The following is a 25,638-nucleotide window of genomic DNA, read 5'->3' as shown; positions in this document are numbered from 1 at the left end:
GCGTCAATGCCCTCCCCGGGCCATGCGCCGGCGCCGCCAGAGCCAGCCGAGCAGCACGCCGACCGTGAGCAACGAGGGAACCAGGGCGATATTGACCAGCTTCAGGGTGCGGCCCAGTGCGTCGATATCGGCGTTCAACTGGTACTGCACCTCGCGCAGCTCCTTGCGGATGCGCAGCTTCTCCTGCATGTACTGGCGCACCGTGGCCTGCTGTTCGGGCGTCAGTTCGACGGCCTTCTCCGGGTCGGCACCCTGCTGGAGGGCGGCGAGTTGCTGCTCGGTATCGGCGAGGCGCTGCTTGAGCTGCTCCTCCTTCTGCTGGAAGCTCGTCTCGGCCTCGCGCTGCAGGCGCTCGACCACCACGAACGGCCGGCTGAACCGGCCGCGGGAGCGCACGCTGATCAGCGCGTCGGTGCCCGACAGGTTGTCCAGCGCGTTGACCACCAGCGCGCCGTTGTCGGCCCAGGGCTGCGGCACGCGCTGGCCGAAGAAGTCCTGCACCTGGACCCACATGCGATCGCTGAGCAGGTCGGTATCGGCCACGACGATGACATTGATGTTGCGCGCCTCCTTCAGGCCTTCGCGATGCCCCTCGATGCCCTCCGCGAAGGCACTCTTCGCCGGCCCCTGGATACGGGCGGCGAGAGTATGCCGCCGGCCGCTCGGGCGCAGCTCGCGCATCAGATCGCCGGGGTCGCGCAGCAGGCCGAAGCGCGAGGCGTCGAATGGCATCGCCTGGGTCGAGCTTTGCAGCAAAGGCGTGAAGCTGGTGCTCGCTCCGGGGAGCCTTTCGAGGATGCCGGGCGTCGCCAGGGTCAGGCTTTCCAGGCCGGCAGTGGCGATGTCGTCCTGGTCCAGCGCCTCGCGCGGCAAGCTGAGCCAGGCCGGATGCCGGGCCGGACGCTGGTCCCGGCCAAGACTGATGGACATCGCATAGGCGCCGTCACCGAGCACCTTGCCCGGCAGCAGGCGCAGCCCCCAGGCCTCGAACAGCGGCGCGAGGTCGGACGACTTGTCGCCATCCAGCGTAGCGGCGAAATCGCTGCCGCTGTCGGCCTCGCTGAAGGGGTCGACGAACGCCAGCAGCTTGCCTCCGCGCAGGACGAACTGGTCGATGGCGTATAGCGTCTGCTCGGGTAACTGCTTGGGATGCACCAGCAGCAGCACCGAGACCTCCGGCGGGATTTCCGTGGCATCGCTCTTGACGCTGCGCAGGTCGAATTGCTGGCGGATTTCCTCCATGACCATCCACGGCGAGGTCGGCTGCCGGCTGGCCATGTCGAAGCCGCCATTGAGCGGCAGCGACGACATCAGGCCGACCACCGGCCGCTGCGGCTGGGCCAGGGTCTGCACCAGGCGACTGATGTCGTATTCGAGGAACTCCTCCTGATCGAGCGGGAAGAAGGGTATGACCTGGACTCCGTCCAGGGCGTTGCTGCCGGCCAGGCCGAAGTACAGGTTGTCGCCGCCCTGCTGCAGGGGAATTCCTTGCAGGCCGAACTCGGTGGCCTTGTCCTCGTTCTCGGAGAACGGCTCGGGATCGATCACCTGCAGGCGAATCCTGCCGTTCGCCTCGCGCTCGTAGGCGCGCAGCAGTTCCTCGACGCGCCTGGCGTAGTTGCGCAGCGGCACCAGTTCCCGGGCACCGCTATCCGAATAGAAGAAGTACAGGTTGATCGGCTCGTCGAGGCCGGCCAGGATCCGCTTGGTGCCGGGGCTGATGGTGTAGAGCTTCTGCTCGGTCAGGTCGAGCCGCGCGCCGCTGAACAGCAGGCCGGAGACCATGTTGAAGGCCAGGAACGCCAGCGCGATCAGCAACAGCCCGGCGCCAGAGGACAACACGCGTTTCATCGACTCCCCCTCATTCGGCTTTCTTCAGCTCGACTGCCACCGCCGTGGCGGCCAGCCAGGCGACGATCAGGCTGACGAAATACAGCAGGTCGCGCAGGTCGATGACGCCCTTGCTGACGGCATCGAAGCGGGTCAGCAGGCTCAGCGAGGCCACCGCATCGAGCAACCACTGCGGCGCCCACTGGCTGAACGCATCGAGCACCAGCGGAAAGCCGCTGAGCATGAACAGGAAGCAGGCGGCCACGGCGAGGATGAAAGCGATCACCTGGTTCTTCGCCAGGGCCGACATGCACGAACCGATGGCCAGGTAGCCGCCGGCCAGCAGCCAACTGCCCAGGTAGCCGGCGAGAATCGCACCGTTGTCCGGCTCGCCCAGGTAGTTCACCGTGAGCACCATGGGGAAGGTCAGCAGCAGTGCGATTCCGGCGAACGCCCAGGCGGCCAGGAACTTGCCGGCCACGGCTTCGAAGCGGGTCAGCGGCAGGGTCATCAGCAGCTCGATCGAGCCGGACTTGCGCTCCTCCGCCCACAGGCGCATGGCCAGCGCGGGAACCAGGAACAGGTAGAGCCAGGGATGGAAGGCGAAGAAGGAGGCCAGGTCGGCCTGGTTGCGTTCGTAGAAGTTGCCCAGGTAGAAGGTGAACACGCCCGCCAGGACCAGGAAGATCACGATGAACACATAGGCCAGCGGCGTGGCGAAATAACTCGCCAGCTCGCGCTTGAAGATCACCGGCAGTTGCTTCATGCCTCCGTCCCCCGGGTCAGGTTGCGGAATACCTCGTCGAGCCGGCCGCGCTCCACGTCCAGTTCGCGGATCCGCCAGCCGCGCTCGGCGACCAGCCCGCTGACCTGGGGGAAGATTACCGCGCCCGGCTGCGCCAGGACGGTCAGGCTGCCTTCGGCGGGGTTCTCCTCGATGCCCGCCACGCCCGGCAGCACCGCCAGCGCCACGGCATCCAGGGGCTCGTCGCTGTAGAGCGTCACCGCCTGGTGGTAGCGCGAGCGGCTGGCCAGCTCCAGCGGCGTGCTGTCCGCCAGCAGCCGCCCGCCGCCGATCACCAGGGCGCGGCTGCACAGCGCCGAGACTTCCTCGAGGATATGGGTGGAGATGATCACGATGCGCTCCTGCGCGAGGCCGCGGATCAGTTCGCGGACCTGGTGCTTCTGGTTCGGATCGAGCCCGTCGGTGGGCTCGTCGAGCACCAGCGCCCGCGGTTCGTGGAGGATCGCCTGGGCCAGGCCGACACGCCGGCGGAAGCCCTTGGAGAGGGTTTCGATGGTCTGCCGGCGCACCTCGTCCAGTTCCAGCAGCCCCAGTGCCCGGGCGACCCGCTCGCGCTTGCCGGCACCACGGTAGCCACGGATCTCGGCGATGAAATCGAGGAAGCCCTGCACGGTCATTTCCGCGTAGCAGGGCGAACCTTCCGGGAGGTAGCCGATCAGCCGCTGCGCCTGCAGCGTGCGGTTGCGGATGTCGAAGCCGAAGATGCTCGCAGTGCCGGCGCTGGGCGCCAGGAAGCCGGTGAGCATCTTCATGGTGGTGGACTTGCCGGCGCCGTTCGGACCGAGGAAGCCCAGTACCTCCCCCGTCGCCACCTGGAAGGACAGGTCGTCCACCGCCACCCGCGAGCCGAAGCGTTTGCCGAGGTTTCTTGTTTCGATCATGGTCCCCTACCTGTTCCGGCGGCCGCCGCCATGTCCGGCCAGGGCCGCGAAAAACGCGCAGGGACTATAGCCGAAGCGCCCCGCCGCCTGGCAATACGGGGCATCGGGAGAACCTTGGCAAAACGTGACAGAACCCGAACGCCTGCCGAAGGTTCTACATTCGCAACCTGTTCGCCGCCGTTCGCCGTAGGACGCGTTGCGTTCTTTTGCGGCCCTCCGGGGATTGCGGCAAACTAGCCGCGCCCGTCACGCCGGGTCCCGATCAACTGCCAGTAGACACCGTATGCCCCGCTACCCTTTCCGCCGCTTTGGTTTTGGCGCCCTGCGCCGCCTGCTGTACCTCTGGGTACGCTCGGAAACCATCAACCAATCGGCCTTCACCCTGAAGATCGACCGCAGCAAGCCGGTGCTCTACGTGCTGCAACAGCCTTCGGTCAGCGATCTCGCGGTAGTGGATACCGAATGCCGCAAGGCCGGGCTGCCGCGTCCGGTGATGCCGGTAGCGGTAGGCGACGCCATCGAGCCGGCGGCGTTCTTCTACCTGACGCCCGAACCCGACTGGCTCGGCCGCCAGGATAAGCGCGGCGCCTCGCCGACCCTGGTGCGCATGCTCGCCGCGGTCGGCCAGAACGGTCTCGACGACGCGCAGATCATTCCGGTCAGCGTGTTCTGGGGACAATCGCCGGACAGCGAATCGAGCCCCTGGAAGCTGCTGTTCGCCGACAACTGGGCGGTCACCGGGCGCCTGCGCAAGCTGGCGCGCATCCTGATCCTCGGACGCAAGACCCGTGTGCAGTTCTCCGCGCCGATCCACCTGCGCGAGCTGGTGGAACAGGGCAAGGGCCACGAGCGCACGCTGCGCATGGTCAACCGTATCCTCCGGGTGCACTTCCGCAACCTGAAGACCGCGGTGATCGGTCCCGACCTGTCGCACCGCCGCAACCTGGTCAAGGGCCTGCTGCGCGCGCCGCTGGTACGCCAGGCGATCAGCGAGGAATGCGAGAGCGAGCGGATATCCCAGGAGAAGGCCGAAGGCATCGCGCTGCGCTACGCCAATGAAATCGCCTCGGACTTCTCCTATCCGGTGATCCGCTTCCTCGAAGTCATCCTCAGCTGGTTCTGGAACAAGCTGTACGAAGGGGTCAAGGTCAACCACATCGAGCGGGTGCAGGACGTGGCCCAGGGCAACGAGATCGTCTACGTGCCCTGCCACCGCAGCCACATCGACTACCTGCTGCTCTCCTACCTGCTGTTCCGCAACGGCCTGACCCCGCCGCACATCGCCGCCGGGATCAACCTGAACATGCCGGTGATCGGCTCGATCCTGCGCCGCGGCGGGGCCTTCTTCATGCGCCGCAGCTTCAAGGGCAACCAGCTCTACACCGCGGTGTTCAACGAGTACCTGCACACCCTGTTCTCCCGCGGCTTCTCCACCGAGTACTTCGTCGAGGGCGGCCGTTCGCGCACCGGGCGCATGCTCCACCCACGCACCGGCATGCTCGCCATCACCCTGCGCAGCTTCCTCCGTGACTCGCGCCGGCCGATCGTCTTCGTGCCGGTCTACATCGGCTACGAGCGCGTGCTGGAAGGCCGCACCTACCTCGGCGAACTGCGCGGCGCGACCAAGAAGAAGGAGTCGATCTTCGACCTGTTCAAGGTGGTCGGCGCCCTGAAGCAGCGTTTTGGCCAGGTCTGGGTGAACTTCGGCGAGCCGATCCATCTCGACCAGTTCCTCGACCGCCACCAGCCCAACTGGCAGGACCAGGACCTCGGCCCGGAATACCGCCCCGACTGGCTGCCGCAGACCACCAACCTGCTGGCCAAGGACGTCGCCCGCCACCTCAACGACGCGGCGGCGATCAACCCGGTCAACCTGGTCGCCCTGGCGCTGCTCTCCACCAGCCGACAGGCCCTCGACGAAAGCGCCCTGGCGCGAATCCTCGACCTCTACCTGGCGTTGCTGCGCAAGGTGCCCTACTCGCCCAGCGCGACCCTGCCGGACGGCGACGGCCAAGCCCTGATCGAATACGTGAAGAGCATGAACCTGCTGGCCGAGCAGAAGGACGCGCTGGGCCGCATCCTCTATCTCGACGAACAGAACGCGGTGCTGGCGACCTACTACCGCAACAACGTCCTCCACGTCTTCGCCCTGCCGGCGCTGATCGCCAGCTTCTTCCAGAGCAACTCGCGGATCAGCCGCGAACAGTTGCTGCGCTTCGCCCGCGCGCTCTATCCCTACCTGCAGGCGGAACTGTTCATCCGCTGGAGCCTGGACGAACTCGACGCGGTGATCGACCAGTGGCTGGCGGCCCTGGTGGAACAGGACCTGCTGCGCCAGGAGAACGACACCTTCATCCGCCCGGCGCCAAGCTCGCGGCAATATGTGCTGCTGATCCTCCTCGCTCGTTCGGTGACCCAGACCCTGCAGCGCTTCTACATGGCCATCGCCCTACTGCTCAACGCCGGGCAGAACGCCCTGACCGCCGAGGAACTGGAGAACCTCTGCACCGTGATGGCCCAGCGCCTGTCGATCCTGCATGGCCTGAACGCCCCGGAGTTCTTCGACAAGAGCCTGTTCCGCCACTTCATCCAGACCCTTCTCGACCTGCGCGTGCTGCGCAAGGACGAGGCCGGCAAGCTGAGCTACCACGAACTGCTCGGCGAACTGGCCGAAGGCGCCGCCAAGCGCGTGCTGCCGGCGGAGATCCGTCTGTCGATCCGCCAGGTGGCGCTGGAGCGCCCCGCCGAGGAAGCCGCCGCCGAAAGCAACGACGCGGCCGCCAACTGAAGCCCGGCGCCCGCCCCGCGAGGGACGGGCGTCGCTCCGCTGAAATATCCTGCGACCTTTCCATGTTCCGGCCCGGCAACCTATGCTGGTTTCCCGGGTCAGAGGCCCGCTCGTTTTTTTGTTCCGTCTGAAAGGAGGCTCCCATGAAAAAACTGCCATTGCTGCTCGCCGCCAGCATTCTCGCCGGCTGCGGTACCCAGCAATCGACTTCGAACGCCAGCTTCGATGGTGAGGTCTTCTACCGCGAGCGTATCGCCCTGCCGCCCTCGGCGCGCCTGAGCGTGAGCCTGGAAGACGTGTCCCTGGCCGACGCCCCCTCGGTGCAACTGGCCAGCCAGACCCGCGAGATCACCAGCCAGGTGCCGCTGGCGTTCCACCTGGAGTACGACCCGAAGCAGGTCAAGCCGGGCCACAGCTATGCGGTGAGCGCGCGCATCGAGCTGAACGGCCAGTTGCTGTTCATCAACACCACCCGCCACTCGGTGAAACTCGACGGCAGCGACCCGCAGCCCTATCGCGTGCAGGTCGAATCGGCGCGCTGAAGCACACCGCGGCATGCCGCCGGTGCGAACCGGCGGTTCCCTCCAGTACACTCCACCTCCTATTCGCTACCGGTTGCCGATCCACCTCACGACGAGCGGCCGGATACCCCGTACGTTCCACATCAAGGACGCTGTCATGTTCCGACTCACTGCCCTCTGCGCCGGCCTGCTGCTCTCGGCCAACGCCCTCGCCCTGTCCCTCGCCGACCTGTCGCAGAACGACGCCTCCAGCGGCCTGAAGGACGCCCTGACCCAGGGCGCGCAGATCGCCGTGCGCCAGCTTGGCCAGCCGGGCGGCTTCAACAACAACCCGGACGTGCGCATCGAACTGCCCGGCAAGCTGGGCAAGGCGGCGAAGCTGATGAAGCAGTTCGGCATGGGCGCCCAGGTCGACCAGCTCGAGGCGAGCATGAACCGCGCCGCCGAGGCTGCCGTGCCGCAGGCCCAGGGCCTGCTGGTGGAGGCGGTGAAGAAGATGACCGTGGCCGACGCCAAGGGCATCCTCAAGGGCGGTGACGACGCCGCCACCGAATACCTGGACAAGTCCAGCCGCGAACAGCTGCGCGCGAAGTTCCTGCCGATCGTCAAGCAGGCCACCGACGAGGTCGGCCTGGTCAAGCAGTACAACGCCTTCGCCAGCCAGGCGGCGACCCTTGGGGTGGTCGATGCGAAGAGCGCCAACGTCGAGGGCTATGTCACCGAGCAGGCCCTCGACGGGCTCTTCGAGATGATCGCCAGGCAGGAGAAGAGCATCCGCCAGAACCCGGCGGCTGCCGCCACCGGCCTGGCCAAGAAGGTCTTCGGCGCGGCCAGGTGAGTCGACGGACGGGGCGCGATCGCCCCGTCCCCTTCTCCCGTCAGGCCCGCGCCTCGTCCTTCTTCACGCGGAACCAGGCGGCATAGAGCGCCGGCAGGAACAGCAGGGTGAGCACGGTGGCGACGATCAGCCCGCCCATGATCGCCACCGCCATCGGCCCGAAGAACACGCTGCGCGACAGCGGGATCATCGCCAGCACCGCCGCCAGCGCGGTCAGCACGATGGGCCGGAAACGCCGCACGGTAGCCTCGATGATGGCGTGCCAGCGATCCAGTCCATGGCTGATGTCCTGTTCGATCTGGTCCACCAGGATCACCGAGTTGCGCATGATCATGCCGGCCAGGGCGATGGTCCCGAGCATCGCCACGAAGCCGAACGGCTGGCGGAACAGCAGCAGGAACAGGGTCACGCCGATCAGGCCCAGCGGTGCGGTGAGGAATACCATCGCCATCCGCGAGAAGCTGCGCAACTGCACCATCAGCAGGCTCAACACCACCACGATGAACAGCGGCACGCCGGCGTTCACCGAACTCTGGCCCTTCGCCGCGTCCTCCACCGTGCCGCCCACCTCCAGCAGGTAGCCGTCCGGCAGCTCGGCGCGGATCGGTTCCAGGGTCGGGGCGATCTGCGCGACCAGGGTCGCCGGCAGCGAATCGTCGTAGATATCGGCGCGCACGGTGACCGTCGGCAGGCGGTTGCGGTGCCAGATGATGCCCTCTTCGAAGCCGTATTCGAGCGTAGCGATCTGCGACAGCGCCACGCTCCGGCCATTCTCGGTCGGCACCGCCAGGCTCGGCAGCAACGACAGGTCACGACGCTCCTGCTCGGTGCCGCGCAGGAGGATCTCGATCAGCTCGTTGTCTTCGCGGAAGAAGCTCACGTGCGAACCGGTCAGCGCGCTCTGCAGGAACTGCGACAGGCTGGCGGTGCTCACCCCCAGGGCACGGGCGCGCTCCTGGTCGATGCTCAGGTACACCACCTTGCTCGGCTCTTCCCAATCCAGGTGCACATTCACCACGTGCGGGTTCTCGCGCATCCTGTCGGCGACCTTGCGCGCCAGTTCGCGAACCTGCGGGATGTCCTCGCCGGAAACCCGGAACTGCACCGGATAGCCCACCGGCGGCCCGTTCTCCAGGCGACTGATGCGGCTGCGCAGGTGCGGGAAGTCCTCGTTCATCCGCTCGATCAGCCACTTGCGCAGCGCCTCGCGGCTCTCCAGGTCCTTGGCCAGCACCACCACCTGGGCGAAGCTGGCCGCCGGCAATTGCTGGTCCAGCGGCAGGTAGAAGCGGGGCGAGCCGGTGCCGACGTAGGCCACGTAGTTGTCGATGCCGTCATGGCCCTGCAGCATTTTTTCCAGGCGCTGGACTTCCTCGCCGGTAGAGCGCAGTGAGGCGCCCTCCGCCAGCTTGATGTCCAGCAGCAGCTCCAGGCGCGCCGAGGGCGGGAAGAACTGCTGCGGCACCAGGCGGAACAGCAGCAGCGCGCCGACGAAGGCGGCGAGGGTCAGGACGATCACCGTCTTGCGGTAGCGCACGCACCACTCCACCAGACGCCGGAAGCGCTGGTAGAAGGCCGTAGCATAGGGATCGTAGCCATCGGCGCTGCCGCCGTGCTTCTGCGCGTGCAACCTGGCCAGGTCCGGCAGCAGCTTGGCCCCCAGGTAGGGAACGAAGACCACCGCGGCGAACCAGGAGACCACCAGGGCGATGGTCACCACCTGGAACAGCGAGCGGGTGTATTCGCCGGTGCCGGACTGCGCGGTGGCGATCGGCAGGAAGCCGGCGGCGGTGATCAGGGTGCCGGTGAGCATCGGGAAGGCGGTACTGGTCCAGGCGAAGGCGGCCGCCTTGAGACGGTCGTAGCCCTGCTCCATCTTCACCGCCATCATCTCCACCGCGATGATCGCGTCGTCCACCAGCAATCCCAGCGCCAGCACCAGGGCGCCGAGGGAGATCTTGTGCAGGCCGATGCCGAAGTAATGCATGGCGGCGAAGGTCATCGCCAGCACCAGCGGGATCGACAGCGCCACCACCAGGCCGGTGCGCAGGCCGAGGGAGAAGAAGCTCACCAGCAGGACGATCACCAGCGCCTCGGCCAGCACCCGGATGAACTCGCCGACCCCGGTACGTACCGCCGCCGGCTGGTCGGACACCTTGCGCAGTTCCAGTCCGGCCGGCAGCGACTGCTGCAGGCGGGCGAACTCGGTTTCCAGGGCCTTGCCCAGCACCAGGATGTCGCCGCCCGGCTTCATCGCTACCGCCAGGCCGATGGCGTCCTCGCCCATGAAGCGCATGCGCGGCGCCGGCGGATCGTTGAAGCCGCGGCGAACCTCGGCCACGTCGCCGATGCGGAAGGTGCGGTCGCCGACGCGGATGGGGAAGTCGCGGATCTCCTCCACCGAATCGAAACGCCCGGAAACGCGCAACTGCACGCGGTCGCTGGCGGTCTCGAAGAACCCGGAGGAGGCCACCGCGTTCTGTTCCTCCAGCGCCTTCTGTACCGCCGCCAGGGGCAGGCCGAGGGTGGCCAGCTTGGTGTTGGACAGGTCGATCCAGATCTTCTCGTCCTGCAGGCCGATCAGCTCGACCTTGCCGACGTTCCTGATCCGCTGCAATTGCAGTTGCAGGCGGTCGGCATAGTCCTTCATCACCGCGTAGTCGAAGCCCTTGCCGGTGAGCGCATAGATGTTGCCGTAGGTGGTGCCGAACTCGTCGTTGAAGAACGGGCCCTGGATGCTTTGCGGCAAGGTGGCGCGAATGTCGCTGATCTTCTTGCGGATCTGGTACCAGAGTTCGGGGATCTCGCTGGAATGGATGTCCTCGCGGGCCATGAAGGTCACCTGCGAGACGCCGGGGCGGGAGAAGGACACGATGCGATCGTAGTCGCCGGTTTCCATCAGCTTCTTCTCGATACGCTCGGTGACCTGCCGGGCCACCTCTTCGGCGCTGGCGCCCGGCCAGTTGGTCTGCACCACCATGGCCTTGAAGGTGAACGGCGGGTCTTCGCTCTGCCCCAGCTTGCTGTAGGACAGCGCGCCGACCGCGCCAAGCAGGATCATCAGGTACAGGACGATCTGGCGATTCTGCAACGCCCAGGCGGAAAGGTTGAAGGACATGCGACTACTCCTTGGCCGCCAGTTTCACCGTGCGGTTGGCCCGGTCGATCGGACGCACCTGCTGCCCTTCGCGAAGCACCTGGACCCCGGTGGCCACCACCCAGTCGCCAGCCTTCAGGCCTTCGAGCACCGGCACCCGGTCCTCGGCATAGGGACCGGTGCGCACCGCCTGCCGGCGCAGGGTCGAGCTGCCCGGCTCGACCACCCAGACGAACGCCTGGCCGGCCTCTGCGGTCAGCGCCGACAAGGGAACCGATAACGGCACCGCCTCGGCGGCGGCGACGTAGACCCGCGCGCTCTGGCCCAGTTCGGCCGGAGTCGCGCGGTCGTCGAAGGCCACCCGGGCGGCGAAGGTACGCGATTGCGGATCGGCCGCGGGCGAGAGCTCGCGGATATGCCCGGCGAAGCGTCTGTCGCGTTGCGACCAGAGTTCGACCGACACCGGCTGGCCGATGCGGAAACGTTCGAAGCTGTGTTCCGGCAGGCCGATCAGCACCTCGCGTTCGCCGTCGGCGGCCAGGCTGAAGACCGTCTGTCCGGCCGCCACCACCTGGCCCACCTCGACGCGCCGGCTGGCGATCACGCCATCCTGGGGCGAGCGCAGCACGGCGTAGCCGGCCTGGTTGTCGGCGACGTTGAATTCGGCGCGGATCTGCTTCAGCCGCGCCTCGCCGGCGCGGTAGCTGTTCTGGATGTTCTCGAACTGGGAATGGCTGACCAGGTTGCGGTCGAGCAAGGTGCGGTAGCGCCGGTACTCGGCGCGCACGGTCTGCAAGTTGGCCTCGGCGGCACTGACCTGGGCCCGCGCCGCCTCCAGTTGCAGGCGCACGTCCTGGGGATCGAGTTCGGCCAGGGGCTGGTCCTTCTTTACCCGCTCGCCGACTTCCACCAGCCGGCGGATGACCTTGCCGCCGATGCGGAAGGCCAGCTCCGGCTCGTGGCGGGCGCGGATCTCGCCGGGAAAGGCCTGGCTCACCTCCCCCGCCGGCTGGGGCTGGACGACGATCGCCGGACGCGCCGCGGCTGGCGGCGGCGTGCCGTTGCCGCAGGCGGCGAGGAACAGGGAGGAAAACAGGGACAGGGCGACGAGCGGGATATGGCGGTACATGTGACACCTTCCGCAAACTGCGTTCGAGTTCTTATACTGGGCGGTATAGTAAAAATACAGAACCCATCAGTCCAGTATTTCAATTGTATAAGCGCATGTCAGAATCCACCTCCTCCGTCGGTCCCGGCCGGCCCAAGGACCCGGCCAAACGGGAAGCCATTCTCGAGGCGGCCAAGCGCCTGTTCCTCTGCAACGGCTACGACGGCAGCAGCATGGAAGCCATCGCCTCGGAAGCCGGCGTTTCCAAGCTCACCGTCTACAGCCACTTCACCGACAAGGAAACCCTGTTCAGCGAAGCGGTGAAGGCCAAGTGCGCCGAGCAGCTTCCCGCCCTGTACTTCCAGCTGGCCGAAGGCGCGCCACTGGAAAAGGTCCTGCTGAATATCGCCCGCGGCTTCCACCGGCTGATCAACAGCCACGAGGCGATCGCCCTGACCCGCCTGATGGCCGCGCAGGCCGGGCAGAACCCCAAGCTTTCCGAGCTGTTCTTCGAGGCCGGGCCGAAGCAGGTGATCGACGAGATGGAACGCCTCCTCGAGCAGGCCCGCCGCAGCGGCAAGCTGGCGTTCCCGGACGCGCGCCACGCCGCCGAACACTTCTTCATGCTGGTCAAGGGCTGCGCCAATTACCGTCTGTTGATCGGCTGCGCCGAACCGCTGGACGAGGCCGAAGGCGAGCGGCACGTGGAAGAAGTGGTGGCGCTGTTCCTGCGCGCCTTCGCCGCGGGCGGCTGAGGCAGCTCAGGCGCGACGGCGGAAACGCACCCGCGCTCGCTGCGGACGCAGCGAAAACCAGCCGCGCGGCGCCAGGTCGCCGTCGTGCATGATGTCCCAGTGCTCGACCCAGTAGGCCAGCGCCGCCGCCAGATCGATCATCGCCATCGCGGTGCCGGGGCAGGCGCGGTCGCCGAGGCCGAAGGGGAAGTAGGCGCCGCGCGGCCAGCGCGCCGGTTCGAGGAAGCGCTCGGGACGGAACTCCAGCGGCGCCTCGAACCAACGGGGATCGCGCTGGGTGATCCAGCTCGAGACCATGGTCACGTCGCCGCGCTTCAGCCGCTGGCCGAACACCTCGATGTCCGCCGTCACCTGCCGCGGCGCCAGGCCGTAGGCCGGCGGGTACAGGCGCAGGCACTCCTGCAGGACCGCCCTGAGCAGCGCGCAATCGCGCAGGTCGGCGACCGAGCGGATCGCCGTCCAATTCACTCGCGCCAGCTCGGCGCGTAGCCGCGCGAGCAACTCGGGACGCTGGGCCAGCAGCAACAGGCTCCAGGTCAGGGTCACGCCGGTGGACTGGTGGGACGCCATGAGCAGGGTGCAGAGTTCATCGCGCAGGTCCGCCAGCGGCCGCGGCGAGCGCTCCGCCACCTCGCCCACCGCCTCGCGCAACTGGCCCAGCGCCCAGCGCTTGCGCGGGCACAGTTTGCTCGGGAACCAGTGGCCCAGCGGCAGGCCGGTGCTCATTTCCAGCAATGCCACCCGCGACAGCAGGCGCACCGCCTTGGCGATCCGATAGGCCGACGGTTGCAGGTCGACGTCGAACAGCGCGTGACCGCTGAGGGTGACGCTGAACGCAGCCATTTCCAGGTCGAGGTCGTATTCGCGCCCCTCCTCCACCCGCTCGCCCCACTCCGCGGCCAGGCGGCGAACCTCGCTGGCCGGCGGCGGCGCCAGGTGCGGCCGTACTTCTTTGCGCCGGGCCTGGGCGGGGGCGCCCTCGCGCATCATGAAGCTGCGCCCGTTCCACTGTTTCAGCATGCACAGCGCCGGCTGCCAGCGTTGCAGGTCATCGCGGCGATCGACCATCAATTCCTGCACCGCCTGCGGATGGAACAGGCACCAGAGGCGCTGCGGGCCCATGCGGGCAACCGCGAGGTCCGGCTGCGCGACGTGCATCTTCTGCAACCAGGCCAGCGGATCGCGCTGCATCTCCAGCCAGTGGCGGACACCGGCACGCCCGTCGTTGGCCCAGGGCAGGTGCGCCAGGCGCCGGCGAATCGGACAATCGATGGTCTGCTGCATGCTCGCCGCCTCCCTGCGGTGTCGACACTCAGCCCTTGCCCAGGGCCTTCTTCGGATAGATGTCGTAGCGGCTGGACTTGCCTTCCAGGCTATAGCCGGGCTTGGGCCCTTCGATGATCGGCGCCTTGCGCGGGCGCTTCACCACCACCCGGTGGCTGGCCAGGGCCAGGGCCGCCTGCAACAGCGCCGGGGCGTCGAGATCGTCGCCCACCAGCGGCCGGAACAGACGCATTTCCTTCTTCACCAATGCGCTCTTGTCGCGATGGGGAAACATCGGGTCGAGGTAGACCACCTGCGGCGCCTCGCCATCCCAGGCGCGCATCAGGTCCGCCGAGTTGCCGCCGAGCAGACGCATCCGCGCGGCGATCGGCGCCACGTCGGGATCGCGCCGGGCGCGCTCCAGGCCATCCTCGAGCAGGGCGGCGATCAGCGGCTGGCGCTCGACCAGGGTAACCTCGCAGCCCAGGCTGGCGAGGACGAACCCATCCCGGCCCAGGCCGGCCGTGGCGTCCAGGACCCGCGGGCGGATGCCTGGCTGGACGCCGACCGCCTTGGCGATCATCTGTCCGCTGCCGCCGCCGAACTTGCGCCGGTGGGCGCTGGCGCCCTCGACGAAATCGACCCGCACCGGACCGGGGGAGTCCGCCCCCAGTTGCAAGACCTGCAAGCCCTGCTCGCCGACCTGCACGGCGAACTCCGCCTCGTCGTCCGCCGCCAGCGGCAGGCCGAGCCGCTCCGCCCAGCGCCGCGCAGCCTCGGCGCAACCGGCGGACAGGGCTTGGACATGCAGGCGAGGAGCGGCGGAATCGGTCATGGTCGGGCAATCGTCGGGGAAAGCGCGGATTTTGCCAGAGTTGGCCCGCGCGCGCTCACCGGCAGACCTTCCATAGGCCCATGTCGAGGTGGAAGTGATCCCGGTGGGCGGCGTTGTAGTCGGGCCCCAGCACCGCATTGAAACTGGCGCAGGCGCCGTCCCGCACGCGGCGCAGGAAGCGCCCGTCGGCGCTCTCGCCGGCCCAGTCCGTGGCCAGGCGGATCCGCCTCCCGTCGGCCAGGCGGAAGCCGCTGATGTCCAGGGCATTGGCCGAGGCATGCTGGCTGCGCCGACCGTCCTCGCGGTTGTAGACGTTGCGGCAGGCGAAGCTGCCGACATGCTCGACCCGCGCCAGCGGCTGGCCATAGATGTCCAGGGCTGCCGGTTGCAGCACGTGCCGCTCGAACAACGCATAGCTCACCGCCAGCGAGCAACTGGCGAGAAAGCTGCTGCTCAACTCCAGCGCCGCCCCACGCACGCGCAGGCTGTTGCTCAACGGGCAGGTAGCCGATGGCGGGTCGTCGGCTACCCGCTGGTAGCGCAGTTGCGAGGTGGCCAGGGCGGCGTCGCAGAGGCTCCGGTCGTCGGCCAGCCGCCATAGCTTGTAGCGGGTCAGCAGGTTCGGCGGTTCGCGCACGTCCAGCGGCAGCCAGGGATTCCAGCGCGCCGGCAGATCGAACCACTGGTAGCGCAGGGCGCCGACGGCCCCCGCCAGCAGCAGTAATGGCAGCAACCAGGCCAGGCGGCGCACGGGTTCAGCGGAACAGGTCGTTGATACGGTCGAAAGGCATCGCCGCACGGGTCGCTTCCAGGTCGCGCCGCGCCAGCGCCTGCGCCGCCTGATGGAAAGCGCCGAAGGCGACCCGGGCAAGATTCGAGCCCAGGCTCACGCGCTTGACGCCGAGGGCTTCCAGCTCGTCCAGCGACAGCTCCAGGCGCGGCGAACCGACCAGCACGTTGACCGGCTTCGGCGCCACCGCTTCGAGCACCGCGACGATCTGTTCGCGGCGGTTCAAACCGGGCGCGTAGAGCACATCGGCGCCGGCATCGGCGTAGGCGCGCAGACGCCGCAGGGTGTCGTCGAGATCCTCGCGACCATGCAGGAAGTTCTCCGCGCGGGCGCAGAGGGTGAACGGAAATGGCAACGCACGGGCCGCCTCGACCGCGGCAGCGACCCGCTCCAGCGCGGCGGAGAACTCATAGATGGGCTGTCCGGCGCGCCCGCTGGCATCCTCGATGGAACCACCGACCAGACCGGCCTCGGCGGCCAGGCGGATGGTCGTGGCGCAGTCTTGCGGAGCATCGCCGTAGCCGTTTTCCAGGTCGGCGGCGACCGGCAGATCGGTGGCGGCGACGATCGCTCGGGCGTTTTCCAGCGCCTCGGTCCGGCTCACCGCGCCTTCCGCATCGCGCCGGCCCAGGGAGAACGCCAGGCCTGCGCTGGTGGTGGCAAGGGCGTCGAAGCCGAGGCTGGCGAGCATCTTCGCCGAACCGGCATCCCAGGGATTGGGCAGGACCAGCATGCCGGGCCCCTGGTGCAGGTCGCGGAAACGTTCGGCGCGTTGGCGTTGGCTGGTCATGGCGGCGGGCTCCGTGGCGGGGAAAGGACTCCCTAGCCTAGGCGCAGGCCGGCGGAGCGTCGAGCGCCGCGCTCAGAGCAGGCCCAGTTGCTCCACTTCCGGGGCCGGGATCGGCTCGGGTAGCGCCGGCAAGCCTGGCAGGCGCTGGCCCAGCAGCGCATGGAAACGCTGGGCCTGCTGGGCCGCCAGGTGATTGTCGGGGGTATGCAGGAATACGTATGGAGTCAGGCCGGCCTCGATCCAGTCGGCCACCTTGTCGACCCAGGGCAAAAGGAACACCTCGTTGGCCGGCAGGTCGGGACCGCCGATGAAACGCACCTGTGGCGTATCGCTGAAGGCCGCCGGACGGATCGGCAGGCGCGGCTTCTTCGACTGGGCGTGGAGCACCGCCGGATCGTCCGAACGGCAACTGAACAGCGCCCGCGAATCCAGGCAGATGCGCTCCACGCCACGCTCGCGCAGGTGGCGGTTGAGCAGGCGCTCGTCCTCGCCTTTGTCGAAGAACGCCGGGTGGCGTACTTCCACGGCAATCCGTCGCGGACTCAGCTCATCGAGGAAATACAGCAGTTCGCCCAGGCGCTGCGGGGTGAACGCCGCCGACAGTTGCAGCCACAGCGGGCTGACCCTTTCGCCAAGCGGCGCCAGCAGTTCGAGGAAGTCGCCGGCGGCCTCGAGCCGTTCGCGCAGGTCGCCTTCGTGACTGATATCGCGGGGAAACTTGGCACAGAAGCGGAACCCCGCCGGCATCGTCTCGGCCCAGCGCCGCACGGTTTCCGCCGAAGGCCGGGCATAGAAGGTGGTATTGCCCTCGACCGCGTTGAAGATGCCGCCGTAGTGTCCGAGGTAGTCGGCGGAACGCAATTCGCGCGGATAGAAGCTGCCGCGCCAGGCCGCCTCGTTCCAGGATGGACAACCGAGGAAATAAGGAAGGGAAACCACGGGAGCGCAGGGAACCGCTCAGGCGTAGAGGTCGAGGCCGAGGACATCCTCGGCGCCGGCGTCGATGTTGAGGCTGGCGGTGGAGTTGTAGCTGGCCAGGGCCATCGCCGCATGGCTGCTTACCGGGCGCTGGAACGCCAGCAGGTCGCGGGCGCTGACCGGCAGGCTGTCGCCGCCCGCCGAACTGGCCTGGACCTTGCGCGCCTGCGGCGCCTGCTCGAAGCCCTGGCTGCCGGAAACCGGCGCCGGCTGCTCGCGCCGCGCCTCGACCTCGCGCTGCATGTCGCGATACGGCGTGACCGCGGAGCCCGGTCGGGCGCTGCGCTCCAGCGGCAACGAAGAGGAAGAAAGTCCGTCGATACGCATGATCAAAACCCGGGGAAGTCTCCACACTCTAGCCAGCCCCGAAAGGCTTGGCAATTACCGCTGCGCGGCATTTTCAGGGCGCTTTTTTCGGCGTCGCCACGTTGTCGCGCAGGTACACCGGCAGCGCCTGTTCCGCCTCCACGCCTTCGCCGCGCGCCCAGGCGAAGCCGGCCAGGCTGAGCAAGTCCTCGGCATGCGGCAGCAGGCTCGCGTCCAGCGCGGCCGGGCGCTGCGGCATGCGCTCGACGTAGCCCCAGCCGGTGCCGGCGCCGAACCAGTCCGCGGCAGCGGCGTCCCACGGTACGGCGACCCGCTCGGGCGGCAGTACCGCTTCGCTGCCGGCCAGGCGCATCTCGCCCTGTTGCAACTGGTAGCAACCCCAGTAGACCTCGTCCATCCGCGCGTCGATGGCCGCGGCGACCCGCTCCGCACCCTGCTCGCGGTAGGCCCGCTGGGCCAGGATCGCCAGGTCGGAGACCGCCAGTACCGGGCGCTGCAGGGCGAAGGCCAGGCCCTGGACCACGCCGATGGCGATGCGCACGCCGGTGAAGGCGCCCGGACCGCGCCCGAAGGCGATGGCGTCCACCGCGGACAGGGCGACGCCGGCCTCGTCGAGCAGGTCGCGGACCATCGGCAGCAGGCGCTGGGCGTGCAGGCGCGGGATCACCTCGTAGTGACTGAGCGCCCGCCCCTCGTGGAGCAGGGCGACGGAGCAGGCTTCGGTGGAGGTATCCAGGGCCAACAGAGTGGACATCGACGGTTCCGCGTGGTGAAAAAGACGCCGATTGTACCAGCCTTCGCCGCCCCGGAAACGCCGACGGCCCGCAAGCGGGCCGTCGGTGCTACAGCGCTGCGGATCAGCTCAGGGCCGAAAGCACTTTCGCGGTGATCTGCTCGACCGAGCCGACGCCGGCGATGCTGTGGTATTTCGGGGTGCCTTCGGCGGCCGACAGCTTCTGGTAGAAGTCGACCAGCGGCTTGGTCTGCGAATGATAGACCGACAGGCGGTGACGCACGGTCTCTTCCTTGTCGTCCTCGCGCTGGATCAGCTCTTCGCCGGTAACGTCGTCCTTGCCGGCGACCTTCGGCGGGTTGTGCTCGGTGTGGTACACGCGGCCGGAGGCCGGATGCACGCGACGACCAGCGATACGCGACACGATCTCCTCGTCGTCGACGGCGATCTCGACCACGTGGTCGATGGTCACACCGGCGTCCTTCAGCGCTTCGGCCTGCGGGATGGTCCGCGGGAAGCCGTCGAACAGGAAGCCCTTGGCGCAATCGGCCTCGGTGATGCGTTCCTTGATCAGGGCGATGATGATGTCGTCGGATACCAGGCCGCCGCTGTCCATCACGCCTTTCACCTGCTGGCCGAGCGGGCTGCCGGCCTTGACTGCGGCGCGCAGCATGTCGCCGGTGGAGATCTGCGGAATGCCGAACTTCTCGGTGATGAACCGTGCCTGGGTGCCTTTGCCGGCACCGGGTGCCCCGAGCAGAATCACACGCATCGATATGCTCCTTAGAATTGGTAAGCGAAAGTCTGGATCCGCCTCGTGGGGCCAATCTCGTATTTGCAGGAAACGGCACTGTATGGCGCCGAAAAGGCTGTCCAAGATACACAGCGCCCCCCCACCGCACAAGACACCGAAAGTTGCCCCCCGCCTTCCCTCATCCGGTGTTGCGCAGTCCGGCGGCGACCCCCGCGACCGTCACCAGCAGCGCCTGCTCCAGGCCGCCGCAGGCGTCGCCCCGGCAGCGCCGCGAACGGGCCAGAAGCTCAGCCTGGAGCAGGTGCAGCGGGTCTAGATAGCTGTTGCGCACGCTGATCGACTCGCGGGTCTCGCTGGCGTGGGCGAGCAGCAGCGACTGCCCGGTCAGTCCCAGCACCACGCGCACCGCCTGCGACAATAGGTCGCGTAAACGACGCCCCAGCGGACGCAGCTCGAGCGGCACTAGACGTTCGTCGTAGAGCCGCGCGATATCCGCGTCGGCCTTGGCCAGGACCATTTCCAGCATGTCGATGCGGGTGGTGAAGAACGGCCATCGCTCGCGCATCTGCCCGAGCAGCGCGCCCTCGCCACGCTCGATGGCGTTCAGCAAGGCGGTCTCCCAGCCAAGCCATGCCGGCAGCATCAGGCGCGTCTGGGTCCAGGCGAAGATCCAGGGAATCGCCCGCAGGCTCTCCACCCCGCCTTCGCGGCGCTTGGCCGGGCGGCTGCCCAGCGGCAGGCGACCCAGTTCCTGCTCGGGCGTGGCCAGGCGGAAATACTCGACGAACTGCGGATCGTCGCGCACCACCCTGCGGTAGGCCAGCAGCGCGTCCTTCGCCAGGCGGTCCATCTGCGCGCGCCAGGCCGGCTCGGGAGCCGGCGGCGGCATCAGGGTCGCTTCCAGCACCGCGGCGAGGTAGAGATTGAGGTTCTGTTCGGCGATGTCCGGCAGACCGAACTTGAAGCGGATCATCTCGCCCTGTTCGGTGACCCGGAAGCGCCCGGCCACCGAACCCGGCGGCTGCGACAGGATCGCCGCGTGGGCCGGCCCGCCGCCGCGACCGACGGTACCGCCGCGGCCGTGGAAGAGCAGCAACTCGACCTCGTGCTGGCGGCAGATCTCCACCAGTTTCTCCTGCGCCCGGTACTGCGCCCAGGCCGCCGTGAGGGTACCGGCGTCCTTGGCCGAATCGGAGTAGCCGATCATCACTTCCTGCACCCCGGACAGCCGCGAACGGTAGCCCGGCAGCGTCAGCAGGCGCTCCATGCAGGGGCCGGCGTTGTCCAGGTCGTCGAGGGTCTCGAACAGCGGCACCACGCGCATCGGCCAGTCGACGCCGCTTTCCTTTAGCAGCAGTTGCACCGCCAGCACGTCGGACGGCTGGCCGGCCATCGAGATCACGTAGGACCCCAGCGACGCCGGTGGTGCGGCGGCGATCGCCCGGCAGGTGGCGAGCACCTCGGCGGTATCCGCCGAAGGCTGGTAGTGCGCCGGCAGCAGGGGGCGGCGGCTGTTCAGTTCCTCGAGAAGGAATTCCAGGCGGGTCTTCTCGTCCCACTCGTCGTAGCTGCCCAGCTCCAGGTACTCGGTGATCTCGCTCAGCGCGGCGGCATGGCGGGCCGAGTCCTGGCGCACGTCCAGGCGTACCAGGAACAGTCCGAAGGTGGCGGCGCGGCGCAGGCAGTCGAGCAACGCGCCATCGGCGATCACGCCCATGCCGCAGGCGTGCAGCGACTCGTGGCACAGTTGCAGCGGCTCGACCAGGTCGCGGTTGTGCTCCAGGACGCCCTCCGCGGCCGGCACCTCGCCGGCCAGGGCCTGGTGGGTCCAGTTGCGGGTCACGCGCAGGCGCTCGCGCAATTGCTTGAGCAGGGCGCGATAGGGCTCGGCGCTATCGCCGACCCGCGCCAGCAGCTGCGGCGAGGCCTGCTGCATGGACAGCTCGGCGGCCAGTCGGTCGATATCGCGCAGGTACAGGTCGGCGGCCATCCAGCGCGCCAGCAGCAGGACCTCGCGGGTCACGCTGGCGGTGACGTTGGGATTGCCGTCGCGGTCGCCCCCCATCCAGGACGCGAAGCGCAGCGGCGCGGCGGTCAACGGCAGGCGTTCGCCGGTGCTGCGCAGGAGTACCTCGTCGACGTGCCGAAGGACGTTCGGCAAGGCCTGCCAGAGAGAATGTTCGATCACCGCGAAGCCCCATTTCGCCTCGTCCACCGGGGTCGGCCGGACCTTGCGGATCTCGTCGGTATGCCAGGCCTCGGCCACCAGCCGCTGCAGGCGCTGCTGGATGCGACTGCGCTCCTCCGGCAGCAGGTCGGCATGGTCCTTGGCCGCCAGCTGCGCGGTGATCGCATCGTATTTCTGGATCAGCGTGCGCCGCGCCACCTCGGTGGGATGGGCGGTCAGCACCAGTTCGATCTCCAGCCCGGCGAGCTGGCGAGCCAGTTGCCCGGGGGCATGCCCGGCGTCCTTGAGACGCCCCAGCAGCTCTTCCAGCACCAGGTTCTCGAAGGGTTCCGGCTCGTTCGGCCGGCGCCGGCGGATACGGTGGTATTGCTCGGCGATATTGGCCAGGTTGAGGAACTGGTTGAAGGCCCGCGCCACCGGCAGCAGTTCGTCTTCCTCGAGCCCGTCGAGGGTGGCGGTGAGCTGCTGGGCGCCCTCCGCGGAACCGCGGCGGGCAGCCTTGGCGCCCTTGCGGATCAGCTCGATCTTGTCGAGGAACCGCGGGCCGTACTGCTCGCGGATGGTGTCGCCGAGCAATTCGCCCAGTTGGTGGACGTCCTCGCGCAGGCGCGCATCGATCTCCGGCATGACCTGTCTCCACTGCGGGTGGGAAACCAGCTTGGCTCAGGCGCCCCCGCGCTTACAAGCCCGCAGGGTGCCAGTACGGCGCCGCCGGGCCGGAAGCGAGGCTGCCGGCGCCGATCGGGTCTAGTCTGAAGGAAGTGCCCGCACCGAGGCACGGCCCCACGAGGGCCCCCCAGCACGCCCGCCACGACCGGGCTGAAGAGGTCAGCATGAAGATCCGTGAGCTTGTCCGCCATTGGGAACACACCGCCAAGGGCCGCATGGCCCGCAACCACTACAGCATCCCGCTGGACGTCGAAAGCGCCGCGCGCCTCGCCGCGCTGCACGAGATGTATCCGCGGCGCAGCGTCGAGGAACTACTGGGCGAGCTGGTCGGCGCCGCCCTGGAAGAACTGGAGGCGAGCTTTCCCTACGTGAAGGGGAGTCAGGTGGTGGCCACCGACGAACAGGGCGATCCGCTCTATGAGGATGTCGGCCCTACCCCACGCTTCCTGTCGCTCTCGCGCAAGTACCTGCACGAACTGGTCGCGCAACAGGACACCTCCAGTCACTGAGCGCGGCTTCAGCCATGCCGGCGGTGCACGCCGGGGACGTGCATGTGCCCGGCCTCGGCGCATTCCTCGGCGATTGGCGACAGCGGCGCGGGCTGCTCCAGTTCGCGGAGGATGCCGCAGGCCTGGCTGTTGCCGGCGACCGTACAGCGTGAGCCGAGATCCCGCAGTTGCTCGCGCAATGCCTGGAGTTCGGCGATGCGCACCTCGACGTGATGCAGGTGCTCGTCGATCAACCGGTTGGCGGTGCCGCAATCCGCCTCGGGACGGTCGCGCAACGCCAGCAGGGTACGGATTTCCTCCTGGGTCATGTCCAGCGAGCGGCAGTGACGGATGAACGACAGGCGCTCGACATGCGCCAGGGTGTATTGCCGATAGTTGCCTTCGCTACGCGCGGGCTCGGGCAACAGGCCTTCGCGCTCGTAGTAGCGGATGGTCTCCACCGGGCAACCGGTTCTCTTCGCCAGCTCACCGATCTTCATGCCAACCCTCCTCCAATCGCCGACGCGGCTACCCGAATTGGCAGTACCGCTTGACTCTGTAGTTGCTACAGGGTGTGCAATCGCACCCAACACGTCAAACGGGAATTGTTTCCATGAGCCACGAACACGCCGACACTTGCTGTCACGGTCACGGACATGATCATGGGCACCGCCACGCGCCTCGCCCGGCGGTGGCCGCCATCGGAACCCTGGCCGGCAACGCCGAGTTGCGCTGGAGCGACCTGCGCATCGAAGCGATGGACTGCCCGACCGAGGAGCGCCTGATCCGCGACGCCCTCGGTCGCCAGCCGGCAGTGGAGTCGCTGGAATTCAACCTGATGCAGCGCCTGCTGCGCGTCCAGCATCGCTTCGACAGCGTCGAGCCGCTGCAGAAGCTGATCGCCGGCCTCGGCATGCAGGCGGTGCCGCTGGATGCCGGCGAAAATACCGACGGCCCCTCGCAAGCGCCGGCGAAGCCCTGGTGGCCGCTGGCCCTGGCCGGCGCGATGGCGCTGGCCTCGGAGATCGTCGAATGGTTCGGCCTGGCGCCGGACTGGGTGGTCGCCGGCCTCGCCCTGCTGGCCATCCTCGGCGCCGGCCTGCCGACCTACCGCAAGGGCTGGATCGCACTGAAGAACCGTAACCTGAACATCAACGCCCTGATGAGTATCGCCGTGACCGGCGCCGTGCTTATCGGCCAGTGGCCGGAAGCGGCGATGGTCAGCGTGCTGTTCGCCATCGCCGAGTTGATCGAGGCGAAGTCCCTGGATCGCGCGCGCAACGCCATCCGCGGCCTGCTGCAACTGGCTCCGGAACAGGCCACCGTGCTGGTCGGCGGCGAATGGAAGGAACTGCCGGCCAAGCAAGTGGAACTGGAAGCCACCGTGCGCGTGAAGCCCGGCGAACGCATCGCACTCGACGGCGAGGTGACCAGCGGCCGCTCCAGCGTCAACCAGGCGCCGATCACCGGCGAAAGCCTGCCGGTGGAGAAGGAGGTCGGCGAGCCGGTGTTCGCCGGCAGCATCAACGGCGAGGGCGCGCTGGAGTACCGCGTCACCCGCCGCGCCGACGACAGCACCCTGGCCCGGATCATCCACGCCGTGGAGGAAGCCCAGGGTTCCCGCGCACCGACCCAGCGTTTCGTCGACAGTTTCGCCCGCGTCTACACCCCGGTGGTATTCCTCATCGCCCTCGCCACCGCGGTGCTGCCGCCGCTGCTGTTCGGCGGCGCCTGGCTGGACTGGATCTACCGCGCCCTGGTGCTGCTGGTGATCGCCTGTCCCTGCGCGCTGGTGATCTCCACCCCGGTGACCATCGTCAGCGGCCTTTCCGCCGCGGCGCGCCTGGGCATCCTGATCAAGGGCGGGGTGTTCCTCGAACTCGGGCGCAAGCTGTCCTGGGTCGCCCTCGACAAGACCGGCACCATCACCCATGGCAAACCGCAACAGACCGACTACCTGCCGATCGCGGAGGCTGACGGGACGGATGCGCGCCTGCTCGCCGCCAGCCTGGCCGCGCGTTCCGACCACCCGGTATCGCGCGCCGTGGCCAACGCAGCGGAAGAGGACGGCCTTGCCCTGGGCGTGGTCGAGGACCTCGCCGCCCTGCCGGGACGAGGCGTCAGCGGACGCATCGACGGCGTCCTCTACCACCTCGGCAACCATCGCCTGGTGGAGGAACTGGGCCTCTGCTCGCCGGCCCTGGAAGAGCGCCTGGACGCCCTGGAGCGCCAGGGCAAGACGGTCATCGCGCTGTGCGATCCGCAGCGCGTGCGGGCCCTCTTCGCCGTCGCCGACGGGGTCAAGGACAGCAGCCGCGAGGCGATCCGCGAGCTGCACGCGCTGGACGTGAAGACCCTGATGCTCACCGGCGACAACCCGCACACCGCAGCCGCCATCGCTGCCCAGGTAGGCATCGACGCAGCTCGCGGCAACCTCCTGCCGGAGGACAAGCTGCGTGAAGTGGAAGCGCGCCAGGCCGACGGCTCGCGGGTCGGCATGGTCGGCGACGGGATCAACGACGCGCCGGCCCTGGCCCGCGCCGACATCGGCTTCGCCATGGGCGCGGCGGGCACCGACACGGCCATCGAGACCGCCGGCGTCGCGCTGATGGACGACGACCTGCGCAAGTTGCCGCAATTCGTCCGGCTGTCGCGCACCACCCACGCGATCCTGGTCCAGAACATCACCCTGGCCCTGGGCATCAAGGCGGTGTTCCTCGCCCTTACCCTGGCAGGCGAAGGCACCCTGTGGATGGCGGTATTCGCCGACATGGGCGCCAGCCTGCTGGTGGTGTTCAACGGTCTGCGACTGTTGCGCAAGCGTTTCTAAAAGGCCCCACTGGCCTCCTCCAGCCCCACTCAGGTGGGGCTTTTTTCTGCCCGAGTGTTCCGTCCTGGAGCGCTGCGGCAGTTGTGCGTTTCGTGGACTAGAGCCCTGTAGGACGGGCTTTAGTGAGCAGAGGTGGCGTTCTGCGACCACGCCGGAAGCCGACTGTTCAGTCAGAAAATTTCAGATTTTTTTTTGAACCCCTGAACCAGCGGGGGAGTCACTAAAAGTACATGGCCAATCGCCAAGCCCCTGAAACAGAGGCCTGGCAGAGGCTTGCTCAGTGAGCAGGAAGAAAAGACCGGAGGGCCGGAAACGCGCCCACGGTAATGGCCAGAGATGAAAGCCAAGGAATCAGCATCCCTGTCAGAGG

General features: G+C 68.0%; 21 protein-coding genes. 6 read left to right on the top strand and 15 right to left on the bottom strand.

All coding sequences use genetic code 11. The features are described from left to right. Positions 1 to 3 precede the first annotated feature (3 nt). Genes AC1RB9_RS06550 through AC1RB9_RS06540 form a run of 3 tightly spaced genes read right to left on the bottom strand, consistent with a single transcriptional unit; the run spans position 4 to position 3,516 of the window. The gene (locus tag AC1RB9_RS06550) at positions 4 to 1,851 is read right to left on the bottom strand and encodes a GldG family protein (RefSeq protein WP_003453658.1); all 1,848 of its coding nucleotides are present in this window, start codon (positions 1,849 to 1,851) and stop codon (positions 4 to 6) included. A gap of 10 nt (positions 1,852 to 1,861) precedes the next feature. Further along, entirely contained in the window at positions 1,862 to 2,596 is a 735-nt protein-coding gene (locus tag AC1RB9_RS06545; RefSeq protein ID WP_003117479.1) for an ABC transporter permease, read from the bottom strand. Next, on the bottom strand, positions 2,593 to 3,516 hold the full coding sequence (locus AC1RB9_RS06540; protein ID WP_003119338.1) for an ABC transporter ATP-binding protein: 924 nt from the start codon (positions 3,514 to 3,516) through the stop codon (positions 2,593 to 2,595). The genes AC1RB9_RS06545 and AC1RB9_RS06540 overlap by 4 nt, the downstream gene beginning before the upstream one ends. A gap of 283 nt (positions 3,517 to 3,799) precedes the next feature. Here AC1RB9_RS06540 and plsB point away from each other — a divergent pair, with 283 nt between their 5' ends. From plsB to AC1RB9_RS06525, 3 genes are all read left to right on the top strand, one after another. Beyond that, entirely contained in the window at positions 3,800 to 6,304 is a 2,505-nt protein-coding gene (plsB, locus tag AC1RB9_RS06535; protein WP_003453659.1) for a glycerol-3-phosphate 1-O-acyltransferase PlsB, read from the top strand. Between the two features lie 143 nt (positions 6,305 to 6,447). After that, positions 6,448 to 6,846, top strand: a complete 399-nt coding sequence (locus AC1RB9_RS06530; RefSeq protein WP_003098642.1) for a YbaY family lipoprotein — start codon at positions 6,448 to 6,450, stop codon at positions 6,844 to 6,846. A 136-nt stretch (positions 6,847 to 6,982) separates the two neighbouring features. Next, a complete protein-coding gene (locus AC1RB9_RS06525) occupies positions 6,983 to 7,663 on the top strand; it encodes a DUF4197 domain-containing protein (RefSeq protein ID WP_003098644.1) in 681 nt (226 codons plus the stop codon). A 40-nt stretch (positions 7,664 to 7,703) separates the two neighbouring features. Here AC1RB9_RS06525 and mexK read toward each other — a convergent pair whose 3' ends face one another. Next, entirely contained in the window at positions 7,704 to 10,781 is a 3,078-nt protein-coding gene (gene mexK / locus AC1RB9_RS06520) for a multidrug efflux RND transporter permease subunit MexK (RefSeq protein ID WP_003111962.1), read from the bottom strand. Between the two features lie 4 nt (positions 10,782 to 10,785). After that, positions 10,786 to 11,889, bottom strand: coding sequence for a multidrug efflux RND transporter periplasmic adaptor subunit MexJ (mexJ, locus tag AC1RB9_RS06515; RefSeq protein ID WP_003113855.1), 1,104 nt, complete (start codon positions 11,887 to 11,889; stop codon positions 10,786 to 10,788). Between the two features lie 95 nt (positions 11,890 to 11,984). Here mexJ and mexL point away from each other — a divergent pair, with 95 nt between their 5' ends. After that, positions 11,985 to 12,623 carry an efflux system transcriptional repressor MexL gene (mexL, locus tag AC1RB9_RS06510; RefSeq protein ID WP_003092468.1) on the top strand — a complete coding sequence of 213 codons (639 nt, stop codon included), beginning with the start codon at positions 11,985 to 11,987 and terminating at the stop codon, positions 12,621 to 12,623. Between the two features lie 6 nt (positions 12,624 to 12,629). On the opposite strand, the gene AC1RB9_RS06505 is transcribed toward mexL, so the two are convergent. The 9 genes from AC1RB9_RS06505 to ppc all read right to left on the bottom strand — a co-directional run bounded on the left by AC1RB9_RS06505 (position 12,630) and on the right by ppc (position 21,908). Then, positions 12,630 to 13,907, bottom strand: a complete 1,278-nt coding sequence (locus AC1RB9_RS06505) for a cytochrome P450 (protein WP_003117476.1) — start codon at positions 13,905 to 13,907, stop codon at positions 12,630 to 12,632. 28 nt (positions 13,908 to 13,935) lie between these two features. Then, entirely contained in the window at positions 13,936 to 14,721 is a 786-nt protein-coding gene (locus AC1RB9_RS06500) for a class I SAM-dependent methyltransferase (RefSeq protein WP_003453660.1), read from the bottom strand. 55 nt (positions 14,722 to 14,776) lie between these two features. Further along, a complete protein-coding gene (locus AC1RB9_RS06495) occupies positions 14,777 to 15,472 on the bottom strand; it encodes an extensin-like domain-containing protein (protein WP_003453661.1) in 696 nt (231 codons plus the stop codon). A gap of 4 nt (positions 15,473 to 15,476) precedes the next feature. Next, positions 15,477 to 16,301, bottom strand: a complete 825-nt coding sequence (locus AC1RB9_RS06490; protein ID WP_003117473.1) for an isocitrate lyase/PEP mutase family protein — start codon at positions 16,299 to 16,301, stop codon at positions 15,477 to 15,479. Between the two features lie 72 nt (positions 16,302 to 16,373). After that, positions 16,374 to 17,240 (bottom strand): DUF72 domain-containing protein, encoded by an 867-nt coding sequence (locus tag AC1RB9_RS06485; protein ID WP_003098658.1) that lies wholly within the window; start codon positions 17,238 to 17,240, stop codon positions 16,374 to 16,376. 18 nt (positions 17,241 to 17,258) lie between these two features. Beyond that, positions 17,259 to 17,606 carry a hypothetical protein gene (locus tag AC1RB9_RS06480; protein WP_003453667.1) on the bottom strand — a complete coding sequence of 116 codons (348 nt, stop codon included), beginning with the start codon at positions 17,604 to 17,606 and terminating at the stop codon, positions 17,259 to 17,261. Positions 17,607 to 17,679: 73 nt separating this feature from the next. Beyond that, positions 17,680 to 18,360: a tRNA (adenosine(37)-N6)-threonylcarbamoyltransferase complex dimerization subunit type 1 TsaB gene (tsaB, locus tag AC1RB9_RS06475; protein ID WP_003092483.1), complete on the bottom strand. Its 681-nt coding sequence runs from the start codon at positions 18,358 to 18,360 to the stop codon at positions 17,680 to 17,682. Between the two features lie 103 nt (positions 18,361 to 18,463). Continuing rightward, positions 18,464 to 19,111 (bottom strand): adenylate kinase, encoded by a 648-nt coding sequence (gene adk / locus AC1RB9_RS06470; protein ID WP_003092485.1) that lies wholly within the window; start codon positions 19,109 to 19,111, stop codon positions 18,464 to 18,466. A gap of 160 nt (positions 19,112 to 19,271) precedes the next feature. Continuing rightward, entirely contained in the window at positions 19,272 to 21,908 is a 2,637-nt protein-coding gene (gene ppc / locus AC1RB9_RS06465) for a phosphoenolpyruvate carboxylase (protein WP_003103713.1), read from the bottom strand. Between the two features lie 206 nt (positions 21,909 to 22,114). Between ppc and AC1RB9_RS06460 the strand changes: the two genes are divergently transcribed. Continuing rightward, positions 22,115 to 22,459 (top strand): hypothetical protein, encoded by a 345-nt coding sequence (locus AC1RB9_RS06460; RefSeq protein WP_003092488.1) that lies wholly within the window; start codon positions 22,115 to 22,117, stop codon positions 22,457 to 22,459. 8 nt (positions 22,460 to 22,467) lie between these two features. On the opposite strand, the gene cadR is transcribed toward AC1RB9_RS06460, so the two are convergent. After that, positions 22,468 to 22,938 carry a Cd(II)/Pb(II)-responsive transcriptional regulator gene (gene cadR, locus AC1RB9_RS06455; RefSeq protein WP_003103716.1) on the bottom strand — a complete coding sequence of 157 codons (471 nt, stop codon included), beginning with the start codon at positions 22,936 to 22,938 and terminating at the stop codon, positions 22,468 to 22,470. A gap of 113 nt (positions 22,939 to 23,051) precedes the next feature. On the opposite strand from cadR, the gene AC1RB9_RS06450 reads away from it, so the two are divergent. Next, positions 23,052 to 25,268 (top strand): heavy metal translocating P-type ATPase, encoded by a 2,217-nt coding sequence (locus AC1RB9_RS06450; RefSeq protein ID WP_003117471.1) that lies wholly within the window; start codon positions 23,052 to 23,054, stop codon positions 25,266 to 25,268. The last annotated feature ends 370 nt before the right edge of the window (positions 25,269 to 25,638 follow it).

Source organism: Pseudomonas sp. 20-5 (assembly GCF_056782835.1).
This window is presented reverse-complemented; position numbering and strand designations above follow the sequence as displayed.